General features: G+C 65.0%; 15 protein-coding genes. 2 read left to right on the forward strand and 13 right to left on the reverse strand.

Features of this window, described 5'->3' with window-relative positions; all coding sequences use genetic code 11:
- Positions 1-16: 16 nt before the first annotated feature.
- The 10 genes from ACIBW7_RS21860 to ACIBW7_RS21905 all read right to left on the reverse strand — a co-directional run bounded on the left by ACIBW7_RS21860 (position 17) and on the right by ACIBW7_RS21905 (position 13,238).
- Entirely contained in the window at positions 17-847 is an 831-nt protein-coding gene (locus ACIBW7_RS21860; protein ID WP_397048982.1) for an ESX secretion-associated protein EspG, read from the reverse strand.
- A 70-nt stretch (positions 848-917) separates the two neighbouring features.
- On the reverse strand, positions 918-1,238 hold the full coding sequence (locus ACIBW7_RS21865; RefSeq protein ID WP_397048984.1) for a hypothetical protein: 321 nt from the start codon (positions 1,236-1,238) through the stop codon (positions 918-920).
- 52 nt (positions 1,239-1,290) lie between these two features.
- A complete protein-coding gene (locus ACIBW7_RS21870) occupies positions 1,291-1,635 on the reverse strand; it encodes a hypothetical protein (RefSeq protein ID WP_397048986.1) in 345 nt (114 codons plus the stop codon).
- A gap of 43 nt (positions 1,636-1,678) precedes the next feature.
- The gene (locus tag ACIBW7_RS21875; RefSeq protein WP_397048988.1) at positions 1,679-2,998 is read right to left on the reverse strand and encodes a PPE family protein; all 1,320 of its coding nucleotides are present in this window, start codon (positions 2,996-2,998) and stop codon (positions 1,679-1,681) included.
- A 33-nt stretch (positions 2,999-3,031) separates the two neighbouring features.
- Positions 3,032-3,361, reverse strand: coding sequence for a PE domain-containing protein (locus tag ACIBW7_RS21880; protein WP_397048991.1), 330 nt, complete (start codon positions 3,359-3,361; stop codon positions 3,032-3,034).
- Positions 3,362-3,467: 106 nt separating this feature from the next.
- Positions 3,468-7,478 (reverse strand): type VII secretion protein EccCa, encoded by a 4,011-nt coding sequence (eccCa, locus tag ACIBW7_RS21885; RefSeq protein WP_397048993.1) that lies wholly within the window; start codon positions 7,476-7,478, stop codon positions 3,468-3,470.
- Positions 7,475-9,016, reverse strand: coding sequence for a type VII secretion protein EccB (gene eccB, locus ACIBW7_RS21890; RefSeq protein ID WP_397048995.1), 1,542 nt, complete (start codon positions 9,014-9,016; stop codon positions 7,475-7,477). The genes eccCa and eccB overlap by 4 nt, the downstream gene beginning before the upstream one ends.
- Positions 9,017-9,039: 23 nt before the next feature.
- On the reverse strand, positions 9,040-10,800 hold the full coding sequence (gene eccA, locus ACIBW7_RS21895) for a type VII secretion AAA-ATPase EccA (RefSeq protein WP_397048997.1): 1,761 nt from the start codon (positions 10,798-10,800) through the stop codon (positions 9,040-9,042).
- 363 nt (positions 10,801-11,163) lie between these two features.
- Positions 11,164-12,276 carry a hypothetical protein gene (locus tag ACIBW7_RS21900; RefSeq protein WP_397048999.1) on the reverse strand — a complete coding sequence of 371 codons (1,113 nt, stop codon included), beginning with the start codon at positions 12,274-12,276 and terminating at the stop codon, positions 11,164-11,166.
- A 5-nt stretch (positions 12,277-12,281) separates the two neighbouring features.
- On the reverse strand, positions 12,282-13,238 hold the full coding sequence (locus tag ACIBW7_RS21905; protein WP_397049001.1) for a C40 family peptidase: 957 nt from the start codon (positions 13,236-13,238) through the stop codon (positions 12,282-12,284).
- Between the two features lie 492 nt (positions 13,239-13,730).
- Between ACIBW7_RS21905 and ACIBW7_RS21910 the strand changes: the two genes are divergently transcribed.
- Positions 13,731-14,798 (forward strand): hypothetical protein, encoded by a 1,068-nt coding sequence (locus ACIBW7_RS21910; RefSeq protein WP_397049003.1) that lies wholly within the window; start codon positions 13,731-13,733, stop codon positions 14,796-14,798.
- Positions 14,799-15,197: 399 nt separating this feature from the next.
- On the opposite strand, the gene ACIBW7_RS21915 is transcribed toward ACIBW7_RS21910, so the two are convergent.
- Genes ACIBW7_RS21915 through ACIBW7_RS21925 form a run of 3 tightly spaced genes read right to left on the reverse strand, consistent with a single transcriptional unit; the run spans position 15,198 to position 19,706 of the window.
- Entirely contained in the window at positions 15,198-17,303 is a 2,106-nt protein-coding gene (locus ACIBW7_RS21915; protein ID WP_397049005.1) for a hypothetical protein, read from the reverse strand.
- Positions 17,300-19,288, reverse strand: a complete 1,989-nt coding sequence (locus ACIBW7_RS21920) for a type VII secretion target (RefSeq protein WP_397049007.1) — start codon at positions 19,286-19,288, stop codon at positions 17,300-17,302. Before ACIBW7_RS21920 ends, ACIBW7_RS21915 begins: the two co-directional genes overlap by 4 nt.
- 34 nt (positions 19,289-19,322) lie before the next feature.
- The gene (locus ACIBW7_RS21925; RefSeq protein ID WP_397049009.1) at positions 19,323-19,706 is read right to left on the reverse strand and encodes a hypothetical protein; all 384 of its coding nucleotides are present in this window, start codon (positions 19,704-19,706) and stop codon (positions 19,323-19,325) included.
- A gap of 180 nt (positions 19,707-19,886) precedes the next feature.
- On the opposite strand from ACIBW7_RS21925, the gene ACIBW7_RS21930 reads away from it, so the two are divergent.
- On the forward strand, positions 19,887-21,065 hold the full coding sequence (locus ACIBW7_RS21930) for an FAD-binding protein (protein WP_397049011.1): 1,179 nt from the start codon (positions 19,887-19,889) through the stop codon (positions 21,063-21,065).
- Positions 21,066-21,069 lie beyond the last annotated feature (4 nt).

Consider the following 21,069-nt stretch of genomic DNA (forward strand, 5'->3'; position numbering starts at 1 on the left):
AACCCATCGGGACGTTTCAACCAATCCGGCTGGTATCGAACCAACTTCGGTCCGGCAACAGCTCGACGAGTCCCACGATCCCGGCGTGCAGTGCCGCGTCGTCACCGGGTGCGTAGGTCGATCGGACTTCCCCGTCCATCGCCACACTCGGCGTCACAATGATGCGCCCCGACAGCGTATCGAGCACACTCACACCGTACTTCGGCTTCAGCTCGACACCGTCCTGGTGTTGCACCACCACCACTTCCGCGCGCCGGACGATCTCATCGAGCGCCCGACCCAGGACACCCGCGGTGTGCGGCTGCGCACCCAGCTCCAACAATGCCTGCCGTCGTTCGTCCTGGTTGTCGGGAACCTCGGCGAACTCCGCCTGCGCTGCGGTCATCGGCGCGAAACTCAATGCCGGAGTCGGTCCCAGCGCCGCGGCCACCGCGGCCGATACCGAATCCAATTGCTGTTCCTGCTGGTACACCGCCTGGATGACGATCTCGTCGTCACAGCGCACCGCCAACACATGGGTCTCGCCACGACGCACCAGCGACATGCGCAGCATGCCCTTTTGTTCGCCATCCAGGCCGGTGGCCAACACGAGCGCCATCAGTTCCACATCCGGGCGGTACAAGCACTGCAACCAGTGCTCGACCGTCGGATGCACACGGTCGCCGTCGATGATGCCCACCTCGGTGAGCTGTGCGGCGACGACAGCGCGCACCCGGTCCAGGTCGTCGAAGTCGAAGATATTCGGCATCAACGCCAGGATCGGCGGGTAGGAATCGATGCCGGCCATGTCTTTCAACAGCAGCGCGGCATCGACATTCAGATCGATCGCGATCGGATCAGTTTCCACACCTTCACCAAATGACCAGTCGTCCGCAGCCTCGTTTCGCCGTGGCCGGGCCGACGAGGCTGCGTGACTGCTAGACGCCACCGATCGACAGGAACCTGGCGCCCTGCTGGTGGTCGGTCTCCTTCATGAAGCCCTCGGATCCGGAGGTCTGATGGATCGCGTTCTTCACCTGCTGGAGCTGGCCCTGGTAGCCAGTGCCCTGCGCGGCGTCGCCGAGTGCTGCCCTGAACCTGTCCATCAGCGGTTTGGCGACATCGGCCGCGACACCTGTGAAGACAGAGTCGAGCTGCTTGATCAGTGAAGTCAAGTGCGCGGCGTTCGCGTCCATACCATTCAGAACGCCCTGCACGGTGAGGTTCGTCGAATCGACGTGTCCGTAGTTGAATTGCATTGCCTGCCAGCCTTATCTAGGTTTTACGATTTGTGCCGTGCCGCTCGTGGGATTACTGCCACGAGCCGGTGTCGACCTTGCTGTTCGTACCGAGTTCGACCGCCCGCTGCATCGTGGCAGCGTTCTGAAGGTCTGTCGCATCGATTTTCACGCCGGTGTCTTTCAGCGTGTCGATGATGTCCTGCAGGGTCTGCGCCAGCTTCACACCGGCGGTGTGGGCGTGGTCCATCGTGTTCTGGATTTGCGTACCGGTCTGCGAACCGGTGACCGCACTGGCGAATTCATCACGCAAGCTCATCCAGCTGCGCAGGTAGCCTTCGAGTTCGCCCTGGCAAGCCATGGCATTGACCGCGGTTTGGTTCAATACCTTCGGATCACCGGTGTAAGTGGTGGTCACTGTTGTTTCCTCTCTGGAGTGGATCTATATTCCGCCGCGGTTCTCACCGGGCAGGCTCTGGCTCGGCTACCGCCGCCTCGTCATCGGAGCGCTCGAGAACGCCCAGCGAATCCCCTTCGACGACAACATCTTCCGGATGTTCGTCGGCGTATTCGATGACACCGATCACCGGCGGCTTCTCCAACACCGGAACTTCCAATTCCTCACCCGGCACGAATACCTTGCCCGGTTTCCGTTCCTCGTCCCGCCGACGCCGCATTTGCGCCTTCGGTGCGATGGCGCCCTTACGCGGCGCCCCACGACCGGCCGGTCCGGCACCACCTGCCGGATTCGACGACGCGCCGTACGCCGTGCCCGGTCCGCGCAGCCAATTGGACGGCATCCGGAATCCAGTGGACGCACCCGGCATCGAACCGAGTCCGCCCCGGGCCAAATTCAACGCGACCAGACTTCCTGCGCCCCCGTTCAACCCCGCCAATGTCGGCGAATTGGGCGAAGTTCCATAGAAACCCGGCTGTTCGGCGGCCCCGTCCGTGCCTGCGTATGAACCGGAATCGCTCAGCGGCGAAGTAACCTCGCTCGGATCCGCAGTTGTCGGCTGGGTCTGCGTCGGCGACTGGGTCGTGTCGGTCGGAGTTTTCCCGGTGTCGGTATTGCCTGTGTTCGTGTCGCCGGTGGTGGTGTTATTCGTATCCGTAGTGGTGTTATTCGTCGTTGTGTTGTTGGTGGTGGTATTGGTTGTCGTTGTGTCGAATTGCTGGGGTGTGCCCGATTTCGGGGTGTACACCGGCACTTGAAATTGCGGCGGTGACGGCGGTATGCCCGGGTCGGTGACAATGGGCGCCGGCAGGGCCGGCGCCGGGAGTGTCGACAGGGTCGGCACCACCGCACCCTCGTAGCCGTCCATCACTCCCGCGGCGGCCCCCCAGATCGCAAAGTATTCGAGTTGGTTGAGCAGCAGCGGAATTGTGTTCTGGCCGCCTTGGTTGGTCGCGGCGAGCAGGGTCTGCTCCGCCCGGTTCGCGGAGAGCCATGCGCCGACAGCCGCCATCGCGGACTGGGCGGCGCTGAATTCACCTGCAACTGTATGCAATACGCCCGACACCGCCTCGGCGGTCATGGCCTGCTGCTCCAGCCACTTCGTATGGTTACTGAATGCAGCCTGCGCAAGATCGCCCGAGTCGCCGCGCCAGGTCTCGCCCATATCGAGCATTGCGGAGGCAGTGTTGCTCGCCGCGGCCATCAGTGTCTGCGCCGAGACTTGATAGGACTCGGCGGCAGCGGTGATGGTCTCCACCCCGACTCCGGACAGCAGGCTGCCGACGTTTATCTCCGGGGGCAGCGCGTCCCATATGCCTGGCATGACATCAGCCTTCGCTCGGACCTGCGGCTCGGACTATCTGGGCATTTCGCTGAGGGTCGCGCTCGTGGACGCGATACCGGTGCCATTGATGATGTCGCTACCGGAATAGGCGACAGCCGTTGGCGGTAGCGACGCCGAGGCAACCTCACGATGCGCAAATCCGTCACCCGTGCAGCTGAAGAACGATTGGCCGTATGCGGCGGTCACCGCCGGGAGGACCAGCACACTCACGGCGTCGAACGCGGGCGGAAATATCACGCAGGTGGCCGCTGTCTGGACGAGGGAAGCGATCGCCGAATCGGCAATCAGGTCGAGTTGGGAACTGACTGCCGGGAGATGCGCCGGGTCGACTGTGAGAGCCATGTGAGTTCTCCTAACGATGAGCGCCGACTCAATAGCGAGTGGTACAGGACAAACGCTAAGGCATTCTCAGCAATGGGAAGACCTTTGAGGCGCCGCCGACCAGGGGCTAGTCCTGCGGTGGCATCCAGGCCGATTGCACCAGATCCCGGCGCGAATGCAGCGGCTCGACGAAGATGCCCCGGCCCACCGGCTGCTTCGTCGGCTTCACATCGCCGATCAGAATTCCGTCCAGTTTCGAGCCGTCCATGACGATGCCCGAGGAGTTCAGATTCTTGATCTGACCGAGCACGTTGTCGTACAGCGCGGTATCGGCCTGGGCAATACTGCGTGCGGCGATGACGTGCAGGCCGGTATCACGGCCGTCGACGATGATGTCCTTGAGCGGTTCCAGCGGATTGCGCATGCCGCGCTGGGCGACCATGTGGTAGTCGTCGACCACCACGAAGATCTCCGGCCCGGACCACCACGAACGGTCCTTGAGCTGTTGTGAGGTGACACCGTCCGGTGGGCGGCGGCTGCGCATCTTCTCCGCGAACGGCGGCAATCCCTCGAGCAGATCGCGCTCGCTGGTCAGATAGCCGACCAACTGCTCTTCCGGTATGGCGTCCATATGCTGGCGGCGGTAGTCGACCAACAGCACCCTGGCCTGATCCTTGTTGAATTGCAGACGAATCGACTCCAGTAGCGCGGCCAGCACCGTCGACTTGCCCGAGCCGGAGGAACCGAGCACGATCAGATGCGTCGAAACACCGAAATCGACTGTGGCAGGGTACAGATCGGATTCGCGGATGCCGAAGGGCACCACGAGGCGCTGTGCCAGATTCGCCGGTTCCGGACGGCCCGCGCGGACCTCGGCCAAGGTGATCTGCGCGGGCAGCAGCTTGACCTCCGGCGCCCGGCGGCTCTGGTACTTCTGGTTCAGCTGATCGACCGCGGCGGCCAGACCCGCACCGGCGGACTCGGTCTCGCCCACGCCGTCGATACGCGGCAGCGCGGTCAGCATATGCAGCGCGTCACTGGAGATACAGCGACCGGGGCGATCCGGTGGAATCGCGGCAACCACACTGCGTTGTCCGAGGAAGATGGTGTCGGTGAGATCGCCGAGCCGCATCTCCAACCGGGTCTGCAGCAGATCCTTGATGGCGGGACGGATCGCCGCCCAGCGTGAACTGCTGACCACCAGGTGGATGCCGTAATTCAGACCCTGCAGTGCGATCGACTCCATGACCGGGAGGTATTCGTCGAAATACGGTCCGGTGACGGCGAATCCGATATCCCAGCCGTCGACGACGATAAAGACATCGCCGTGCTCGTCACCGCGGGCGGTGAGTTCGGCCGATTCCCGCGGCGAGGAGCGCCTGCGCCGGAATTCGCGCATGGTGTCGATGCCGAGATCGCCGAACAGCACCTGTCGACTCGCGATGAGATTGGTGATGAGCGCGAAGGTGCGCCGGACCCGGTCGCCGTCGCGGCCCGAGGCCACCGATCCGACATGCGGCACGTTCCGCAGTCCGGATAGACCGCCGGAGAAGTCGAGGCAGTAAAACTGGACCTGTTCGGGTGTGTGCGTCAACGCGGCGGACATGACCAGCGTTTGCAGAGCCGTCGACTTACCCGACTGCGGGCCGCCGACGACGGCCACGTGCCCGCCCGAGCCGGACAGATCGACCGACCAGATGTCCTGGCGCTGCAGCCTCGGCTTGTCCACGATTGCCCAGGGCAATTGCAGCGAACCGGGAGTCGCAGTGGACATGAATTTGTCCAGGGTCGGCGGCACGGTCAGCGGCGGCAGCCACATCTTGTGCGCCGGCGTGCCGAATCCGCCCAGCTGTTGCAGGACCGTCTCCATCACAGTCACCGGCTCACTGTCCGGCGTGTCCGGTTGCTGCACAACAGGTTCGGGATCGACCTGCGCGGGCCGCACGTCGATGATGTGCGCCGTGGTGAATTGCTGTGGTGGCCGATAGCCACCGCCGGGTCGCCTGGCACGTTGGGCGCTGGACGCCGATGCCTGCGCGGGCGCGACATACGGCGAGCCGACATAGGCGGCCTGGAATCGCTGCAGATCACCGGAGCCGACTCGCAGATAGCCCGAACCCGGCTTCTTGGGCAGGTGATACGCGTCCGCGGTGCCGATGGCGTCGCGAGAATCGGCGGTCTGGTTGGTGCGCAACGCAATTCGATAGGACAGGTGCGCTTCCAGCTCACCCATCCGGTTGGCGGGCACCTTCTGCGAGGCCAGCAGCAGGTGGATACGCAGCGAACGACCCAACCGGCCGATCGCGACGAATAGTTTGGAGAAGTTCGGATGCTGCTCGAGCAGTTCGGCGAACTCGTCGAGGATGATCAACAGCGTGGGCAGCGGCGCGAGCTGCGCGCCCTGTTCACGCGCCCGCTCGTAATCGGCGACACTGGCGAAGTTGCCGGCGTCGCGCAGAATCCTTTGTCGCCTGCCCATTTCGCCGTTGATCACGTCTTCCATACGGGTGACGAGATCGGCCTCTTCCTCCATATTGGTGACCACGGCCGTCACATGGTGCAGCCGGTCGAAACCGAGGAAGGTCGCACCACCCTTGAAGTCGACCAGCAGCAGGTTCAGCGTATCCGGGGTATGCGTAGCCACCGCCGAAAGCACAAGGGTGCGAAGGAATTCCGACTTTCCGGAGCCGGTGGCGCCGATGCACATGCCGTGTGGGCCCATGCCCTCCTCGGCTGATTCCTTGATATCGAGATGGACCACGCCACCTGCCGGATCGTGGCCGAAAGGAATGTTCAGCCGGGAACGGTCCGCGTCACGACGGGGCGGCCACTGCTGCTCGACCCGGATCGCCCCCGGGTCGGTAATGCTGACCAGTTCCTCCCATGACGTGCCACCGCTGGCCTGGTCCGCGACCACGGCCTCGACCACGGTGGAAAGCCGGTACGGGGAGATATTGCGGGCCAACGCCTTCGCCGTCGGCACCGACATCGCGTCGGCGGCCCCGACCCGCCGCAGCCCACGCGGGGTCACCTCGTGCAGCGCCCGATCGGCGCCCACCATGAACTTCAGCGCCCGCGGCAAGGTCTGCTCGGCCCGGCCCAACCGCAGCCACGTGCAGCCATCGATACCGGAGATATCCCGATCGGTGGCCGGACTGCTGTCGTCGACGATCAGCAGATAGTGCTTGCGATCCAGCGTCGGTTCGGAATTCGCGGAGAACGGACCACGATTGAGTCCGGCCAGCGCCTTGGCACGCAACTCCGAAACACTGCGATACACCATCCGGCTCGACCCGATCGCATCGGTCTCACTCGAATGTTGGGTATGCGGCAGCCATTTCAGCCACGACCACTCGGGCGCGTCCGGATTCGACAGCACCGCCGCGACCGCGACCTGATCCGGACCGTGCAGTACGACGATCTCGGCGACCATCGACCGCACCAGGGCGGCCACCGCATCGGGATCGCCGTCGACACCGATCTGCGGCGCCGAAAGGAGATTGATCGCGACCGGCATACCCCCGACAGTCGAATACGCCTTCGCGAACCGGGTCACCTCGACGACGCCGACCGGATCCAGATCGGAGGTGGGCGCGGCCTCGGGCACGATGACCCGCACCTGGTTGGCGATCCGACCCCGCCCGACCCGCACCCGCAGGAACTGCGGACTGGCAACCTGTACTTCCCACATCCGCTTACCGCCGATCAACGCGGCGATTTCGGCCGGACCCGGATGGGTGTAGCGCAGGTAGTTGTGCAGTTCCGATTCCGCGGCATGCACCGTCTTGCGGTTATCGGTAATGCTGCGCAGATAGTCCTTGCGTTCCTCGTTCAGACTCGCCGCGCCACCGGCGCCGCCACCGGAGAACGCACCGCCCATCATCCCGCCCATGGAAACCAGCATCATGACCGGGAACATCAACATCATCGGCGACATCTGCCCGCCGCCGCGGAACATCATCACCATCATCCCGGCCATGGCCGCCACCATGACCACCGGCATGATCATCTTCAGCCGTGACGGCGGCACCGGCTTGGGCAGTTCGGTCGGCGGCTGCAACCGCAATTCGGTCACCGCCGGGGCTTTGGGCCCACGCACCATCCGGGCGGGCCGCACGAACCGGCGGGTAGCCGTCACGAGGTACCACCCGGAAGACCGATGACGGCCTTATTCGTCGGGATGCCGTCGTGCTGGATACGAGCGTCCTTCTGCGAGAGGGTGGGTCCAACCGCGAACAGCGACACAATGGTCCACGGTGCGGGCACCGGGGTCCGCAGTCCCAGCGAGGTCAATGTCGAATCCGGACTGGCGTTGTTCTCCACCACGGCATTGATACCGTAGCGAACGCCGCTGTCGGAGATCCAGAACAGCGACTCCCGCCGTGGCGATCCCGGATCCGCCCCGGTCACCTGGACGAAGCGCCCGGTGGTGCGCGGCAGATACGCGGCGTCGGCGGTGGTACCGCGCGATCCGGTGGCCGTCACCAGGCCCACGGTCCGGTTCTGTTCGTCTACCTTCAGCGGCAGTTGGCGTCCCACGAGCAACTCGGTCGAGGCATTCTGATCGGTGCCCGCGCGCGACCAGTGATAGCAAGTCACTCCCAAGCGCATCGGATCGACGACATGCACCGGTCGAGTCGGGTAGGCGGCGGTCCCCGGCCACGCACCCGGCCGCAGATTCGCCGCTATGACATCCGGACCGACCGTCCGCGTCGACACCGAACCGTGCGAATCGGCATTGCGAATGATCGACGCGAGCACTGAATTGATCTGCACCACACCGGATTCCGATACCAGGTAATAGAATGCGCCGCGATCCGGCGCCGATACGGTGAGCACCGAACCGACCGGCACACTCAAGCCCGAGGAAAAGGTGACGATCGACCCCGCACCGGGCACGTCGGGCACGCGCAGCGGTGGCACCTCGGGGATAGCGGAGATGAAGCCCTTGGAGGCCGAGACCACGGTCGAGGTCGGATCGATGCCCAAGGCCAGGATCACCGCCGAATTACTCAGATCTATGGCCGCCCGGACGGTGCCCTGTTGTGGATCGGTGTACACCAGCCAGGTGGTGGTGTCATCGCGCAGCAGTCGCGCCTCATCGGCGCCCAGTCCGCGGATCGCATCACCGTCGACGGTCAGCGGACCGCCGATCGCGGTCGTCAGCACCGGCGACAACGCGACCGTCGGCAATCCGGTCTGCGGGTTGACCGGTGCCGCCGCTCCGACCTTCGCGGTATCGCATACCGTCCAGGACGAGTTCCGGTCGCCGTTGTCCGCGATCACCCCCGGCGCACCTGGAATACCGACCCACGGACCACGCGGATACTTGGACAACTCATCGCGCGAAACCGGTACCGGATTGTCCGGCGAACCGGCGATGAGTCGCGCCGAGGTCAGATTCAGCGCCGGATGCAACCGGGCGCCGACCCGCACGTACAGCGCGCCGGTGTCCTTCTCCGCGATGATCCTCGACTCCCCCACCTTCTTGGCGGGTTTGAAGAACGCCAGCAGGGCCGCACCGGCGATCACCACGCACGCCAACGCGATACCGATCGACAGCGCCGTGGAGCGACCGCGCTGCGGATCGTCGATCATCGAGGCGTCCCGACGCACCAGCGCATGCTCGATCCGGCGTAGCAGAAAACGCCAGCCCGATATCTGGTGCTTGGTCACCACCCGGAAGCGTGCCATGCGAATCAGCCCGTCGCGGCCGGCGCCAAGCCCGCGAGCGCGGCGGTGATGTCCGAGGAGTCGATGGTCATCAACTCCTCATTGGTCATCGAAAGCACATCCGCGTTGTCCCTGGTGAATCGATAGTCGCGCTCGGCTTCGGCGGCCTCGACCACATTGCGGACGAAACGACCGTTGCCCGCCAGATCGATGAGTCGCCGACCGTTCTTGGTCTGCCCCGACAACTGTTCGCACCGCACCCGCAGCACGTCTTTGGCGTCGCCGGAGAGGATCGAATCCTTCTTGTGCGCAATGTGATCGGCGATTCGCACCAGTTCATCGGCGTCGTAACTGGAGAAGCGGATGCGCTTGGTGAAACGCGAGGCGAGGCCGTCGTTGGAGGCCAGGAACCGGTCGATCTGGTCCTCGTAACCCGCAATGATCACGACCAATTTGTCGCGGTCGTTTTCCATGCGGGCCAGCAAGGTGTCGACAGCTTCCTTACCGAATGCGTCACCGCCGGACAGTCCCTCCTGGATCAGGGTGTACGCCTCGTCGATGAACAGCACACCACCGAGCGCGGAATCGATCAGCGCATTCGTCTTCGGCGCGGTGTGGCCGAGGTGGGTGCCGACCATATCGTTACGCGACACCTCGATCACGTCGGCGTTCTCGACCACGCCGAGCCCGGCGAAGATTTTGGCGATGACGCGGGCGATGGTCGTCTTACCGGTTCCGGGCGGGCCGGAGAAGATCAGATGCTGCGATCGGGAATCCACCGCCAGCCCGCGCTTGGCCCGTACCTGATCCATCAGCACACCCGACTTGAGCCGGTCGACCTGCTCCTTGACCGAGTCCATGCCGATCTGGGCGCGCAGCAGCTCGGAGGCCTCCTCCAGCTGTGTCTCGCGAGCGAGCCGGGCGGCGGATGCGGCTACCTCGGTCGGGTCGTCACCGGACTTCGGATCCCACTGATTGGTGCGCGAAGCGAGGACCTCGGCGGAGGTGATCTCGAGTCGATAGGACTTGTCCCGCACCGCCCGCTGCCATTCGGGTCGGTCCGGCCACAGCGCGGAACCCTGCAGCCCCTTGAGGATCTTGTCGGCGGCATCGTGATCGCCGTCGTGACGCAGCAGCATGCCGAGCAGGTAATGCGCGTCCGCCCAGATGTAGGACAGATTGCCGGACTGACTGTCCTCGACGATGCGCTGCGCGCGCGGCAGGGCCTCGCCCAACCGGCCGAGATGCGCCAGCGCCTGTGCCGTCATCAGCTCGGCCGCGATATCCAACAGCCCATCCTCGAGCGCGGGCTTGGCATTGCGAGCGGTGAGCACATCGATCCACTGCTTGGTGCGGAAGAACAGCGACATTCGCACGAAGTCGGCGACATCGTCGCGCGGCACCTCGGCGAGAATGGCCGCGGCCTCCTGCCACTCACCACCGTCGGCGTACGAGCACGCCTGGGCGATGGCGATCTGATCCCGATCCGCCATGGCCACGCGCAGTCCGAAAACGCCGATCTCGACCTGACACCACAGCGCACGATCGACCAGACCGGCGCGTTGCTGATCTCGGTACAGGTTGTGCGCCGATCGGTATGCACCGTAGATCACCTCGGAGGTGACCTCACCGGCCATGGCGCGGCCCAACCAGGCATCGCACATATCCGGATCCAGGTCCGTGGCGGCGCGGAAGGCAGCCGCCGCCTGCTGCTCATTTCGCACGCCCCCGGCGACGAGCGCCAGACTTTGCACACCTGTGTAGAACGCGTCCTCGGCCGCAGACAACTCGGACTTCCTTCCAACGATCCTCGTGGACCGAAGATAGCCATTTCGGACCCGGTTGCGACGGTCGAGCTATTCCCAAGGTTGAGAAGGCGGCATCGTTAGCCGAGGTCCGGTCTATGTACACATCATTTATCGGCTCGATATTGAATGTACCGTTATTTAGCGGTATATTGGAGTTGGGTCGACGGTCCCTCATCCCGAAGACCCAGCCCCGTCCAGTGGTGGCCGGTGACCGTGATCCGGTCGACGGCCACTACCTGGCAAGCGGCGGATCGTCACCCCAAAACCCCGGCGATCTGTCGTGCGGCGGCCGGTCGGATCCCCACACACCGCCGGCCGCCGCACTCCTGCTTCGCGGCCTGTTCATCGGCCGCCATCTTCGCGGCGCCGGACCGTGGGTACGGTAGCCGCCAATTCCGATGCCGTCTCCGATTCCCGAGCGAGCTTCGACCATGGTGTTTCCCGCGGCTTGCGAGCCGTAGTCGCTCGCCGGTCCAGGGATTGGAAAGCCTTGGAGGGCACTCCTTTCGAGAAGGCCGCGCGCTGCGCCGACGCCCGGACCGCATGCGCCCACGGTGTCACGAAGCCGCGCGAACGGCTCGGTCCGAGCGGAGGCTGCTTACGAGGGCCGACTTGAACAGCGCGGGAGCCGGTCACCGTCGCGTCCTCGGCGGGGTCTGCGCCAGGGTTCGGAGGTTCGGCAGGGACCGCGTCGGACAGCTGCGGCTCACCAGGGGCCGCGCTCGGCTTCTGTACTCCACCGGGGACCGCGCTTGGATTCTGCGCTTCGCCAGAGGTCACGCCAGGCATCCGAGGTTCGACAGGGCCCGCGCCAGGCAACTGCGACTCGGCAGAAGGCACACCAGACAACGGCGACTCGGCAAGGAACACACCCGGCATCTCCGGTTCGGACTCGTGCACATCCGGCATCCGCAGTTCGCGGGCGCGTTCGGCAGGCGAAGTGCGAACCGACGCTGCACCGGTGAACAACTTGTCGACATTGCGTCCGAGGGGTTCGACGGCCCTGCCGATCACCTCGATGACGAGGTAGCCGATCAGAGCCCGCTCCATCTGGATGCACAGTCGTCGCGCGGCCGCCGCGACGAGCGGTCCGGCGATCCGCGCCGCGGGTGTGGCGGTCATGGCCGCGTAAGTCGTTGCCAGCGCGGCGAGTTCGGTCAGGACCACCGCCTTCGTCACGGTGATCACGTAAGCCACCGCATCGAGTGCCTTCGCGATGACGGTGCAGACCCGGTCGAGTTCGGCCTGATGGTCGCCATCGGCACCGGTCCATGTCGCGACCATGCGCTCGTACGCGGCGAGCGCATCCGCGCTCTCGTCGACACCGAGCCCGCGGGTATTCGCGGCAAAGGTGCGCACCTTGACCGCCAGCCCACGCACATCACCTTCGTCGATATCCGGGTACCGAACCCCACAGCAGTCGAGGAAATCCGCGACCTCCGGCGGAATCTCCACCGCCACTACAGCACCCGCACCACAACGGCGTCGCTGGACATGCGCGACCACTTGACGGTCGAACCGGAATACGGCGCTTCGATGACCATGCCGTTGCCCGCGGCCAACTGGACATGCTCCGGCCCTCGCGCGCTGAACGAGCTCGCGGGGAATACCAGGTCACCGGGTCGCACATCCGACGGGGAGACCCGCACCCCGCTATAGATCTGCTCATAGGTCGTCCGCGGCAGCACCACATCGCCGCCGGAGGCCTGCGCGATCGCGTACTGGGTCAGACCGGAACAGTCGAAGCCGCCGCCGCTCGGTCCACCCGCGCCACCGCCGCCCCAGATGTAGGGGGTGCCGAGCCATTCGCTGGCCGCGCCGACAGCCTTGCTGCCCGCGGTTCCATCCGATGGCACCCGAGGTCGGCCGCGCCGACCGTTCGACAGCACCGCGGATCGCGAGCGAGCCCGTCGACGACGACGCGGTGTCGAACTGGCGGCCTTTCGCCGGGACAATTCGGGCATACCTGGCGGCATGATCTGCGCTGCCCGCTGACGCGCCGCCGCGACGTCGGTATCGACCTGTTTGGCCGCCTTGGCGATGGTCGTGTGGGCCGCTTCGAGCAGGGCGGGTCCGCTGAACCGGGTATCGCCGACCGATGCGATCGCCTGGATGCGCGATTGCAAATCGGCGATCTGATTGGTCAACCGATTCCGGCCGACGACAGTGCCATCCCCTGCCTCGCCGACCGTCTTGTGCACGACGCCATCTTTGCCCGCATGCGATTCCGCGATCGTCGATTGAATGCCGCGCGCATCGGTGTAGTTCACCACTCCCGATCCGGTGTGCGCACTCATATCGTTGTTGATCGCTTGAACAGTGCGCGCGGTGGCGGCCGGATCGGGTTGACCGTGACCGTACAGCCCGAGCAGCTGCCGCAAGACCTCGTTGAGGTCGCCCGTCAATGCCGGCGACATTCGACCGACTCGCTCTCGCTCATCACCGACCGCCTCTCCGGACCTGCTCGCCAAGATGTTTCGCCGGTTGGCACCGGGCCGCCCCGAATCTCGGGGGCTGACAACGACTATGAGGCAATTGCGCGAATGATTCATCTTCCCAGCGGCGGGAAGCCACGACAATGGGAAGAACTTCTGGGAGGCGGTGGCAACAATATGGCGGCAGAACTGGCGGGTACCGCGGCTGACACCTGGCAAACACTGTTCGGCTCCCCCACCGCCGGCAATTCCGCCGGGCCCGGCACTCCTTTCGGTTCGTCGCCTGGCGCTCCATCAGGCCAACCGCCTGGCGCCCCGGGAAGCCAGCCGCCCGGTGCCCCGGGGAGCCAACCACCCGCCGACGGGTCCGCCCAGCCGCCTGGCAGTCCGCCACCCCGTGATCCGTCCGGTCAGCCGCCCGCCGACGGTTCGGGCCAGCCCCCGGGTGCGCCCGGGTCCGCCCCGGCCACCGCGATGTTCGGCGCACCGCCCGGCGCAACCGATACGACCACCGCCACCACCACGTCGGGCAAGGCCAAGACCGGCCACTACTGGACGGTCGAACTGACACCGCCCGCCGGCGCTTCCGCGGGTTTGAAGGCATTCATCTCCATGGCCGAAGAGGCCATCCAAACCGCCGTCGACCTGCTGGGCCGGGGAACCCCCGAGCTGCCCCCCAAGGTCGACGATCTGTTGCGACCGGTGATCTACGAGAGCATCGGCGACAGCCTGATGAAAGAGCAATACCAGCAGGCTCTGGCGAAGGTCCAGTCTCGGCAGACCGCACTGCTGACCTACGACACCAAGGTCATGAAGACCTCCATCGTGGTCGCCGCGGGCAGTGATGAGACGCTGCGGGCGATCAAAGAGATCGTGTCCGAATTGCAGGCGAAAATGAAGGCCGTCGGCAGCGGGAAGCTCAAACCCGCTCAAGAGGTGGCTCTGATGAAGCTGGTCGCCGAGGCGATCGACCTCGTCTACGACAAGGTCGAGGCGGTCTACCAGCTCAACAACGATATGGCCGGTGACGGTAATTCGGACTCCGAAAGCAGCGGGTCCAGCAGCAGCGGCCAGTCCGGTTCCAGCGGCTCCAGCGGTGGTGGCGATGGCGGGCTCGGGCAATTGGTGTCGATGCTCGGAATGCTGCCCATGATGGCAATGCCATTGGTGTCGCAGTTGCCGCAATTGCTGAAGCAGCAGGACAAGGACAAAGACAAGGACAAAGACGCGGCCGAAGACGGCGCGCAGCCCGGCGAAGGCCAGCCGCCAGCGGCGGCAGCCGGCGCCGCGCCAGGCAGTCCCGCCCCTGCGGCGGCGCCCGCAGGCCAACCTGCGGCGGCGGCGCCGGCCGCGACAGCCGGCGCGAGTGCGCCTGGATCGGCCACGCCGGTGGCGAATATGTCTCCGGTGTCGGCTCGCGCCAATGTCCGGCGCGCGGTGAATCGGAACGGATCGACTCCGACCGATACCGATACCGACGAAACGCACGAAGACGATCCCGATGACGAGGTCACCGTGGATTCGCCTGTGGTGCAGGCATAATCGCTCGCTTCTGAACCCGGCAACCGCAGACGATCACGGCGGTCGGGCCACCACCCTGGCCGAATCGTTCTGCGCCAGCCGAAACGACCTGTACGAGCCCGTCAGTGCCTCGTCCGGATAGGTAGCCGCGACGCGGAAGCCCCCGCACACCTTTGTCACGCCGCGCGCTCTCGCGGCAATTTCGTGCTCGGCGCGCGAATCGGTGCGGAAAAGTAGCCCATGGCGGGAGCGGCTCCTGACCGGACGGCCCATCGGCGACTACCGACCCGACTTCCGTTGCGGCACTAGCCACTTCGGCGGCGAGCAGTGCCGCTGCGGCGACGAATGCACCGTACCGAACCACGTGCATCCTGGGGGACCCGCGGTCCTCCTGCATATCAGGAGGACCGCGATGACATGTCAAATCGTTGTCGGCGCGGGCACGGCGGGTGGGGCCGTGGGTGTGTTCGGCGCGGCGGTGACCCCGGGCGCGCTCGGCGTCGGCGCCTGCTCCGGCTGCGCGGAGTTGTCCAGATCGGCGCCACTCGGATGGAAGAACCCCTGGAACTCGCCGTAACCGCCGGTGCCGCCGTCGGGTGGGTTGTTCGGGTCCAGCGGCACGAGCTGGCCGTTGACGATGACCTCGAGTCCCGAGGGCTCCACCACGACAATGGCACTGCGATTCGCCCACTGCACCACGTCACCGGTCTGCAGATGCGCGCTGTCGACCGAAACCCACGGACTGCCCGCCGAGGGCTGTCCGGTCGTGCCCGAGTAAGCCGACCTGGCATCGCTGCCGTTCGGATTGTTGAGCTCCTTGTTCACGGCCTGCGCGACCGCCGAGGACACCTTCTGTGTCGTACCGTCGGGCAGCTTCATATCGACCATCGACCGCCCACCGGCGCCCACCGGCGGCGGTGTCGCGCTGGCGTCCGCCTGAACCACACTGGTCGGCGTGTTCGTCGCGACGGCCGGCTGCGCCTGCGCCTGCGCCTGCGCCGCGGCCTGCTGCTCTTCCTCCCTGCGCCGCCGACGCCGCTCCTCGCGATCCGCTTCCTCGCGCTGTTTCTGGTCGTCCTGGCCGTTGTTCCCCATCATCTGCTGCATCATCTGCGACATCATCATCGGCAGCATCATCGAGCTCATATCCGTACCGCCGGACCCCGACGAACCGCCGCTGCTGCCCGAGTTGTATCCGGCCTGAGTCGCCTGGCTTCCGCTGGTTCCGTTCGCACTGTTCTCGAGCGCACTGATCGCCGAATTGATCGCGGACATGACGTCGCTGTTCGAACCGGTGGCGCTCGTGGTGCCGTCGGTACTGGTCGTGCCGTCGGTGGTGGTCGAACCGTCGCCGAGCAGATCGTCGAAGGTGCCGCTGTAGTCGTCGGTGGGGGTGGTCGTCGTGGTCGTGGGGGTGGTCGTCGTGGTCGTGGGGGTGGTGGTCGTCGTGGTCGTGGGGGTGGTCGTCGTGGTCTTCTTGGTCGGGTCATCCGCGGGGTCGTCGACCGCGGCGGCCTGCCACTGGAATTTTTTGGTCGCTTCCGCGTATTTCTTATCCCATTCTTCGGTTACCGTGTGGATCGGCGTGACATAGTATTGCATTTCCGCTTGCGGGGTCAGGAAAAACTTGTTGTAGCCGGAAGTCCCTTCTTTCGTGTTCTTTTCGTAGAAGGGGATCGCCATATCGGATGTGGGGCCACCACCATAGTGCCCACCATAGATCGTGTTGCCATCTTTCCTGACCCCAAAAGTATCGCCCTCAGGGTCATACTTGAGGCGATCGTTGAGTTCTTCCACCAGCCCAGTGAGGGCCTTGAAAGTATCGGAGCCTGTTATTTTGGAGTTGTATGTGAGGTCCGAAACATCTTTATGCTTATCGGTATAATCCTTCTTCCTCTTATCCAGCTGCGTCTTCAGGTCACCGGCCGCGTCCTGAATTTTCCCCCAGCCGCTCGCGCTCTCGATCTGGTCACCATCGAGCACCTGGGTGAATCCAGGGTTTTCCTTCGGATTACCGACACCGAGCGTGTCGAGATCCCACTGCATAGCGAACTCGGTGTCGTTGATCAGGCTATCCAGCGACGCACTGCGACCCTTCGGCCGCCACAGTTTGACCGGATACGCATGTTTCGCCTCGGATTCGAAGGCCCTGTCCCCGTACTTCTCGAAATCCGAATCCGTGGGCTTTTGGTCGTCCTTTTCTTTCTGGGCGGCAGCAGCGGCTTTCGCATTCTTCGCGTCTACGACATCTTTCGGATCGCCCACATAGCCGAGCGAATCGATAATCTTCTTGTAGTCATCGCTCTTCTTATCCAAGCCCTGGTGCAGACTGGCAGTCATGAGCAGGTTTTTAACAGTGGGATCGAGATCATTCCACGCCTTTTGATACTCGGGCCCGCTCAACTTATTCAGCTCGTCCAATGCCTCACCGGCATGGTCCGCTATATCGTGACTCATCCCCCAACCGTCGTCCCAATTATTGATCTTATCGACGGCTTCTTTTGCGGTAGGTTGATCTCCCATCAAGCTCTCCTCTGCTCGCCGGAGCCCTCGGACACCGCCGGACGTTTCAGCAATTCGTCTACGGACGGAGGAGGCCCGCCGAGAACAGTTGAACTGACACTGATGGCCCCGACGCCGGCCGCGCCGGGTTCAGCACTGCGGGCAACCCAGCCGTCCCGGACCGCAATACCTGCGTCGACGGTCTTCAGCCCTGGCGTCGCTTCCGCATGCGCTGTCGCCGGGAATTGCGGGTGCTCGACGATCTGACCGTAGACATAAAACGCGTCGCGCAAAGTCTGCCGGTCGTGTTCGCCTGCGGCGAGCAACAGCAGCAGTTCGTCGGCACGGCGCTCGAAGACCATGTCGCGTGCGGCTCGAGTACCGGATGCGCCCGGACGTAAACCGCCGACAGGGATGTAGGACACATCGACTCGCCACGATTGCAATGCCGCCGCCGCTACGTCGTCGGCCGCGCGTAGCTGATCCCACCAGCTCGCCGGGACGGACTGACCCGCGTGTAGTGCATCGAGGATCCGTCGCCGCAGGGCACGACGGGTACCGCTCTCCCCGTCGAGGCCGGGGACGGCGGCGCGTACCTGCGCGTCCGCGACTCGTGCCAACTCGAGGCATTTGGCCCTGATTTCGGCATCGGGCACTGCCGCCGTCTGACGCAGCAACTCATCCGAACCGGCCAGCGCGAGCCGGTCGACCAGTCCGACACCGGGTTCGGTGAGATCGACGGCGGACTCCGCGGCGGACACCCACTCCCCGATAGCGCCATCGTCGCCGACGGATGCGCGTACGCCCTCCGGGACTGCCGTTGACGACGCCAGGGCGCTCAGCCGAAAACGCCTCCGCCGAGCCATTATCGAACCGAACTCGGCAATTATTCGGGCTGGGTCGGTGGTCCCTTCCAATGCCGCAACGGCCTCACGCCCATTGTCACCGAGGAGGGAATCCCACCGCCACGGAAGGATGACCTCCGACGGCAGGAACAGTCCGGGAGGCAGCCAGCCGCGCCCCTCGGTAGAGGTAAGGAAAACCATAGGGCCGGCATGGGTTCGAACTACGGCCACCGCCCACTCCAAACCGGCCACCGAATCATCCACGGCGTGGCGGATCGCGGCCAGCAGAGTGCGGGCAAGCACCAAGTCGTCTTCAACCCGCTCCCCTACCACCAGCGACGGCAGCGCTCGCCGGTGCGCAGCCGTGTGGACCGCGGCGGCGAACGGGCCTGCCACCAGTGGTCCAGCGGACCGGGCAGCTGAGCCCGCACCACTGGTGACCGCTGCCGGGTACGAATCTGCGGCCAGTCCTGCGGGCATTCCACCGACCAGGCTCGGGCCGCCGACCGTGCCGGTGGCACCGCTCGAATTATCCACCGGAGTCACCGGCATGTCGGGGGGGCTGTACTCCGATGCGCCGACCGAGGGCGCCGCGGCCGCGATCGGTGTTTCGGCTCCGGTTGGCAAGTTGGCGTAGGTCTGTGGCGATGATGCCGGAGGCGACTGGGGTGCCTGCTCGTGGGGTGCCTGCCCGTAGCGTGCCGTCCCGTCCGGCCCGACCGAGTTGGGAGGCGCGGTTACGGGCGGCTGCGCTGGTTGAGTGCTGTTATCCATCGGTGCATCGGGCCCGGTGTGCACCGGCTGGGCCGTCGGTGCGCCGTGGTTATGACCACCTGAAGGGGCTCCGTGGTCGCGACCGCCCGCCTGAGTGATCTGATGCCCACCGGCCTCATCGTGATCTTCGAGTGCCTGTGCCGCTGCGAGCAGTTGGTCCCGAGTCTGCTCGTGCGTGATTGCGAGTCTTTCGGCACGGTCGTGGCGCTTGTTGTAGTAATCGACGAGCGCTCCATGCATCGGATCCGCGATCGAACCGTACGTATCCGGGAATTCGTCGAGCCAAGCATGCGGGATTACACCCCACTCCCGGAGTTTTGCCGCTGCCACTTGGTGCTGCGCGGCGATTCGGCGCAGCTCGTCCGGCTCGACAACCAATCTTTCGGGCATGCTCGGTTGATTCCTCCCGCCAGCTAACTCAGATTCATTGTTCCGGCTTCCCAAAATTGGGGGGCTGGCGATCTGATCCGGAGCGCCATTCCCGCATGATCTCCGAGAGCGGCCGCGGCAGGTTCTCGGGGTCGTTCATGGCGATGTGGTACTGGCGCCGCGCGTCCGCGGCACTCTCGGCAATGGCGGCCACAATTTCGGCGGCCAGTTCCTGATTGCCGAATCGGTCGCAGGTTCCGGGCGCCAAGTACAGGTCCCGCAGTCGTCCCCCCATATCGACCTCCGGAATGACCATGCCGCTCGGGGACGGGCGACGCGCCACGATCGCGTCGGCGCGTTCACGCATGTCGGCGATGCGGTGCCGTAGTTCCCGTGTGAGGCTGAGTCCGGCGCGTACGTCGGGATGGAGTTCTCTCATAGAGCCTCCAGGATGCGCCACCACCGCCGCGCGAAGTTCCCAACACTGGGAAGAAACCATACTCGAGGTTCGAGTGGGTCTCCTCCGACGAGACCCAGAGTTTCCGCGAGGTCCCACATCGACGAGTTTGCTACCGACTTCGGCGGTCTGTGGCACGCCGTCCCACAGACCGTGCATCGAATGCCCTCCGCATTTCCTTCCGCAGTCCTCGGATCCGGCCGACCGGTGACGTTGCGCGGAGCAGGCCATTCTTGTGATGGGCAGACTGTCACCGACAGCGAACTGCTGGTCACGTACGCCCCGGACGCCGCGGTACGGCAAGTGCGGGACCTCGACGACGGCCTCATCGAGGTGCCCGCCGGAATGAGCTGGTACGGCCTGGAGCGCTACCTTAACCGCTCCGGCAGGGCAGCCCCCGTACTACCGAACTATCTGCATATGTCGGTCGGCGGTACCCTCTCGGTCGGCGGCGCCGGGATCGACTCGGTGCGCTCCGGCATGCAGGTCGATCACGTGGAGCGGATCCAGCTGATCGATGGCACGGGAATCAGCCGCTGGTGCTCACGTACCGATCATCCGGAGCTGTTCCGGTTTGCACTCGGCGGCCTCGGCACAGTCGGACTGATCGAGCGTGCGGTGCTACGCACAGTGCCGATCTGCCAGGACACCCACATGCATCGTGCAGACCATGCCACACTGGCCGAACTCGTCGAGCACGCCGAACAGATCGCACAGCGCGATGACGTCGACATCTACAGTGCGTCCATGCGCCGCGGCAGGCTCTCATCCATCGTCGGTCGGCGCGGAAACGGTCTCCGGCGATGTGGGGAGGAGAACTGCATGATCGTGTCCGATCCCATTCGTGGCCGAATATCGCACCTGCGCGACGTGGCCGCCCAGTTCTCCGACCGGGTTCGGCTGTGGACCGATTACATCGTGCCCGTCGAGCAGTTCGCGCCGATGGTCGCGACCGTGGAAACACTGCTACACCGAGCTCCGCTGAACGGTGTCGACCCGATGTTGTACATCTTGATCGTGCGCCGGGCGCTTGATGCACCCTCGTTCGCCTTCGCGCCGGTCCGCACTGCTCCGGTCTCGATTGTCGTCGGCCTGTACACCTGGGGTGACCGCGACCCGGACGTCATCTCCGCCACTCGTCATATATTTCGCGACCTTCTGGAGCGCTGCTGTGAACTCGGCGGACGGCCCTACCTCTACGGAGTGACCGACCTTGACACACCGCTGGCCGAACGGCTCTACGGAACCGATCTGGACCGGCTTGCACAATTGCGCTCGGAGCACCGGCTGGAACACGTCAACGCCCACCTGCCACTCGTGCGGGCCGCCACGCGTACCTGACCCT

The organism is Nocardia sp. NPDC049526, from assembly GCF_044465765.1.
In the GTDB taxonomy this organism is placed as follows: Bacteria; Actinomycetota; Actinomycetes; order Mycobacteriales; family Mycobacteriaceae; genus Nocardia.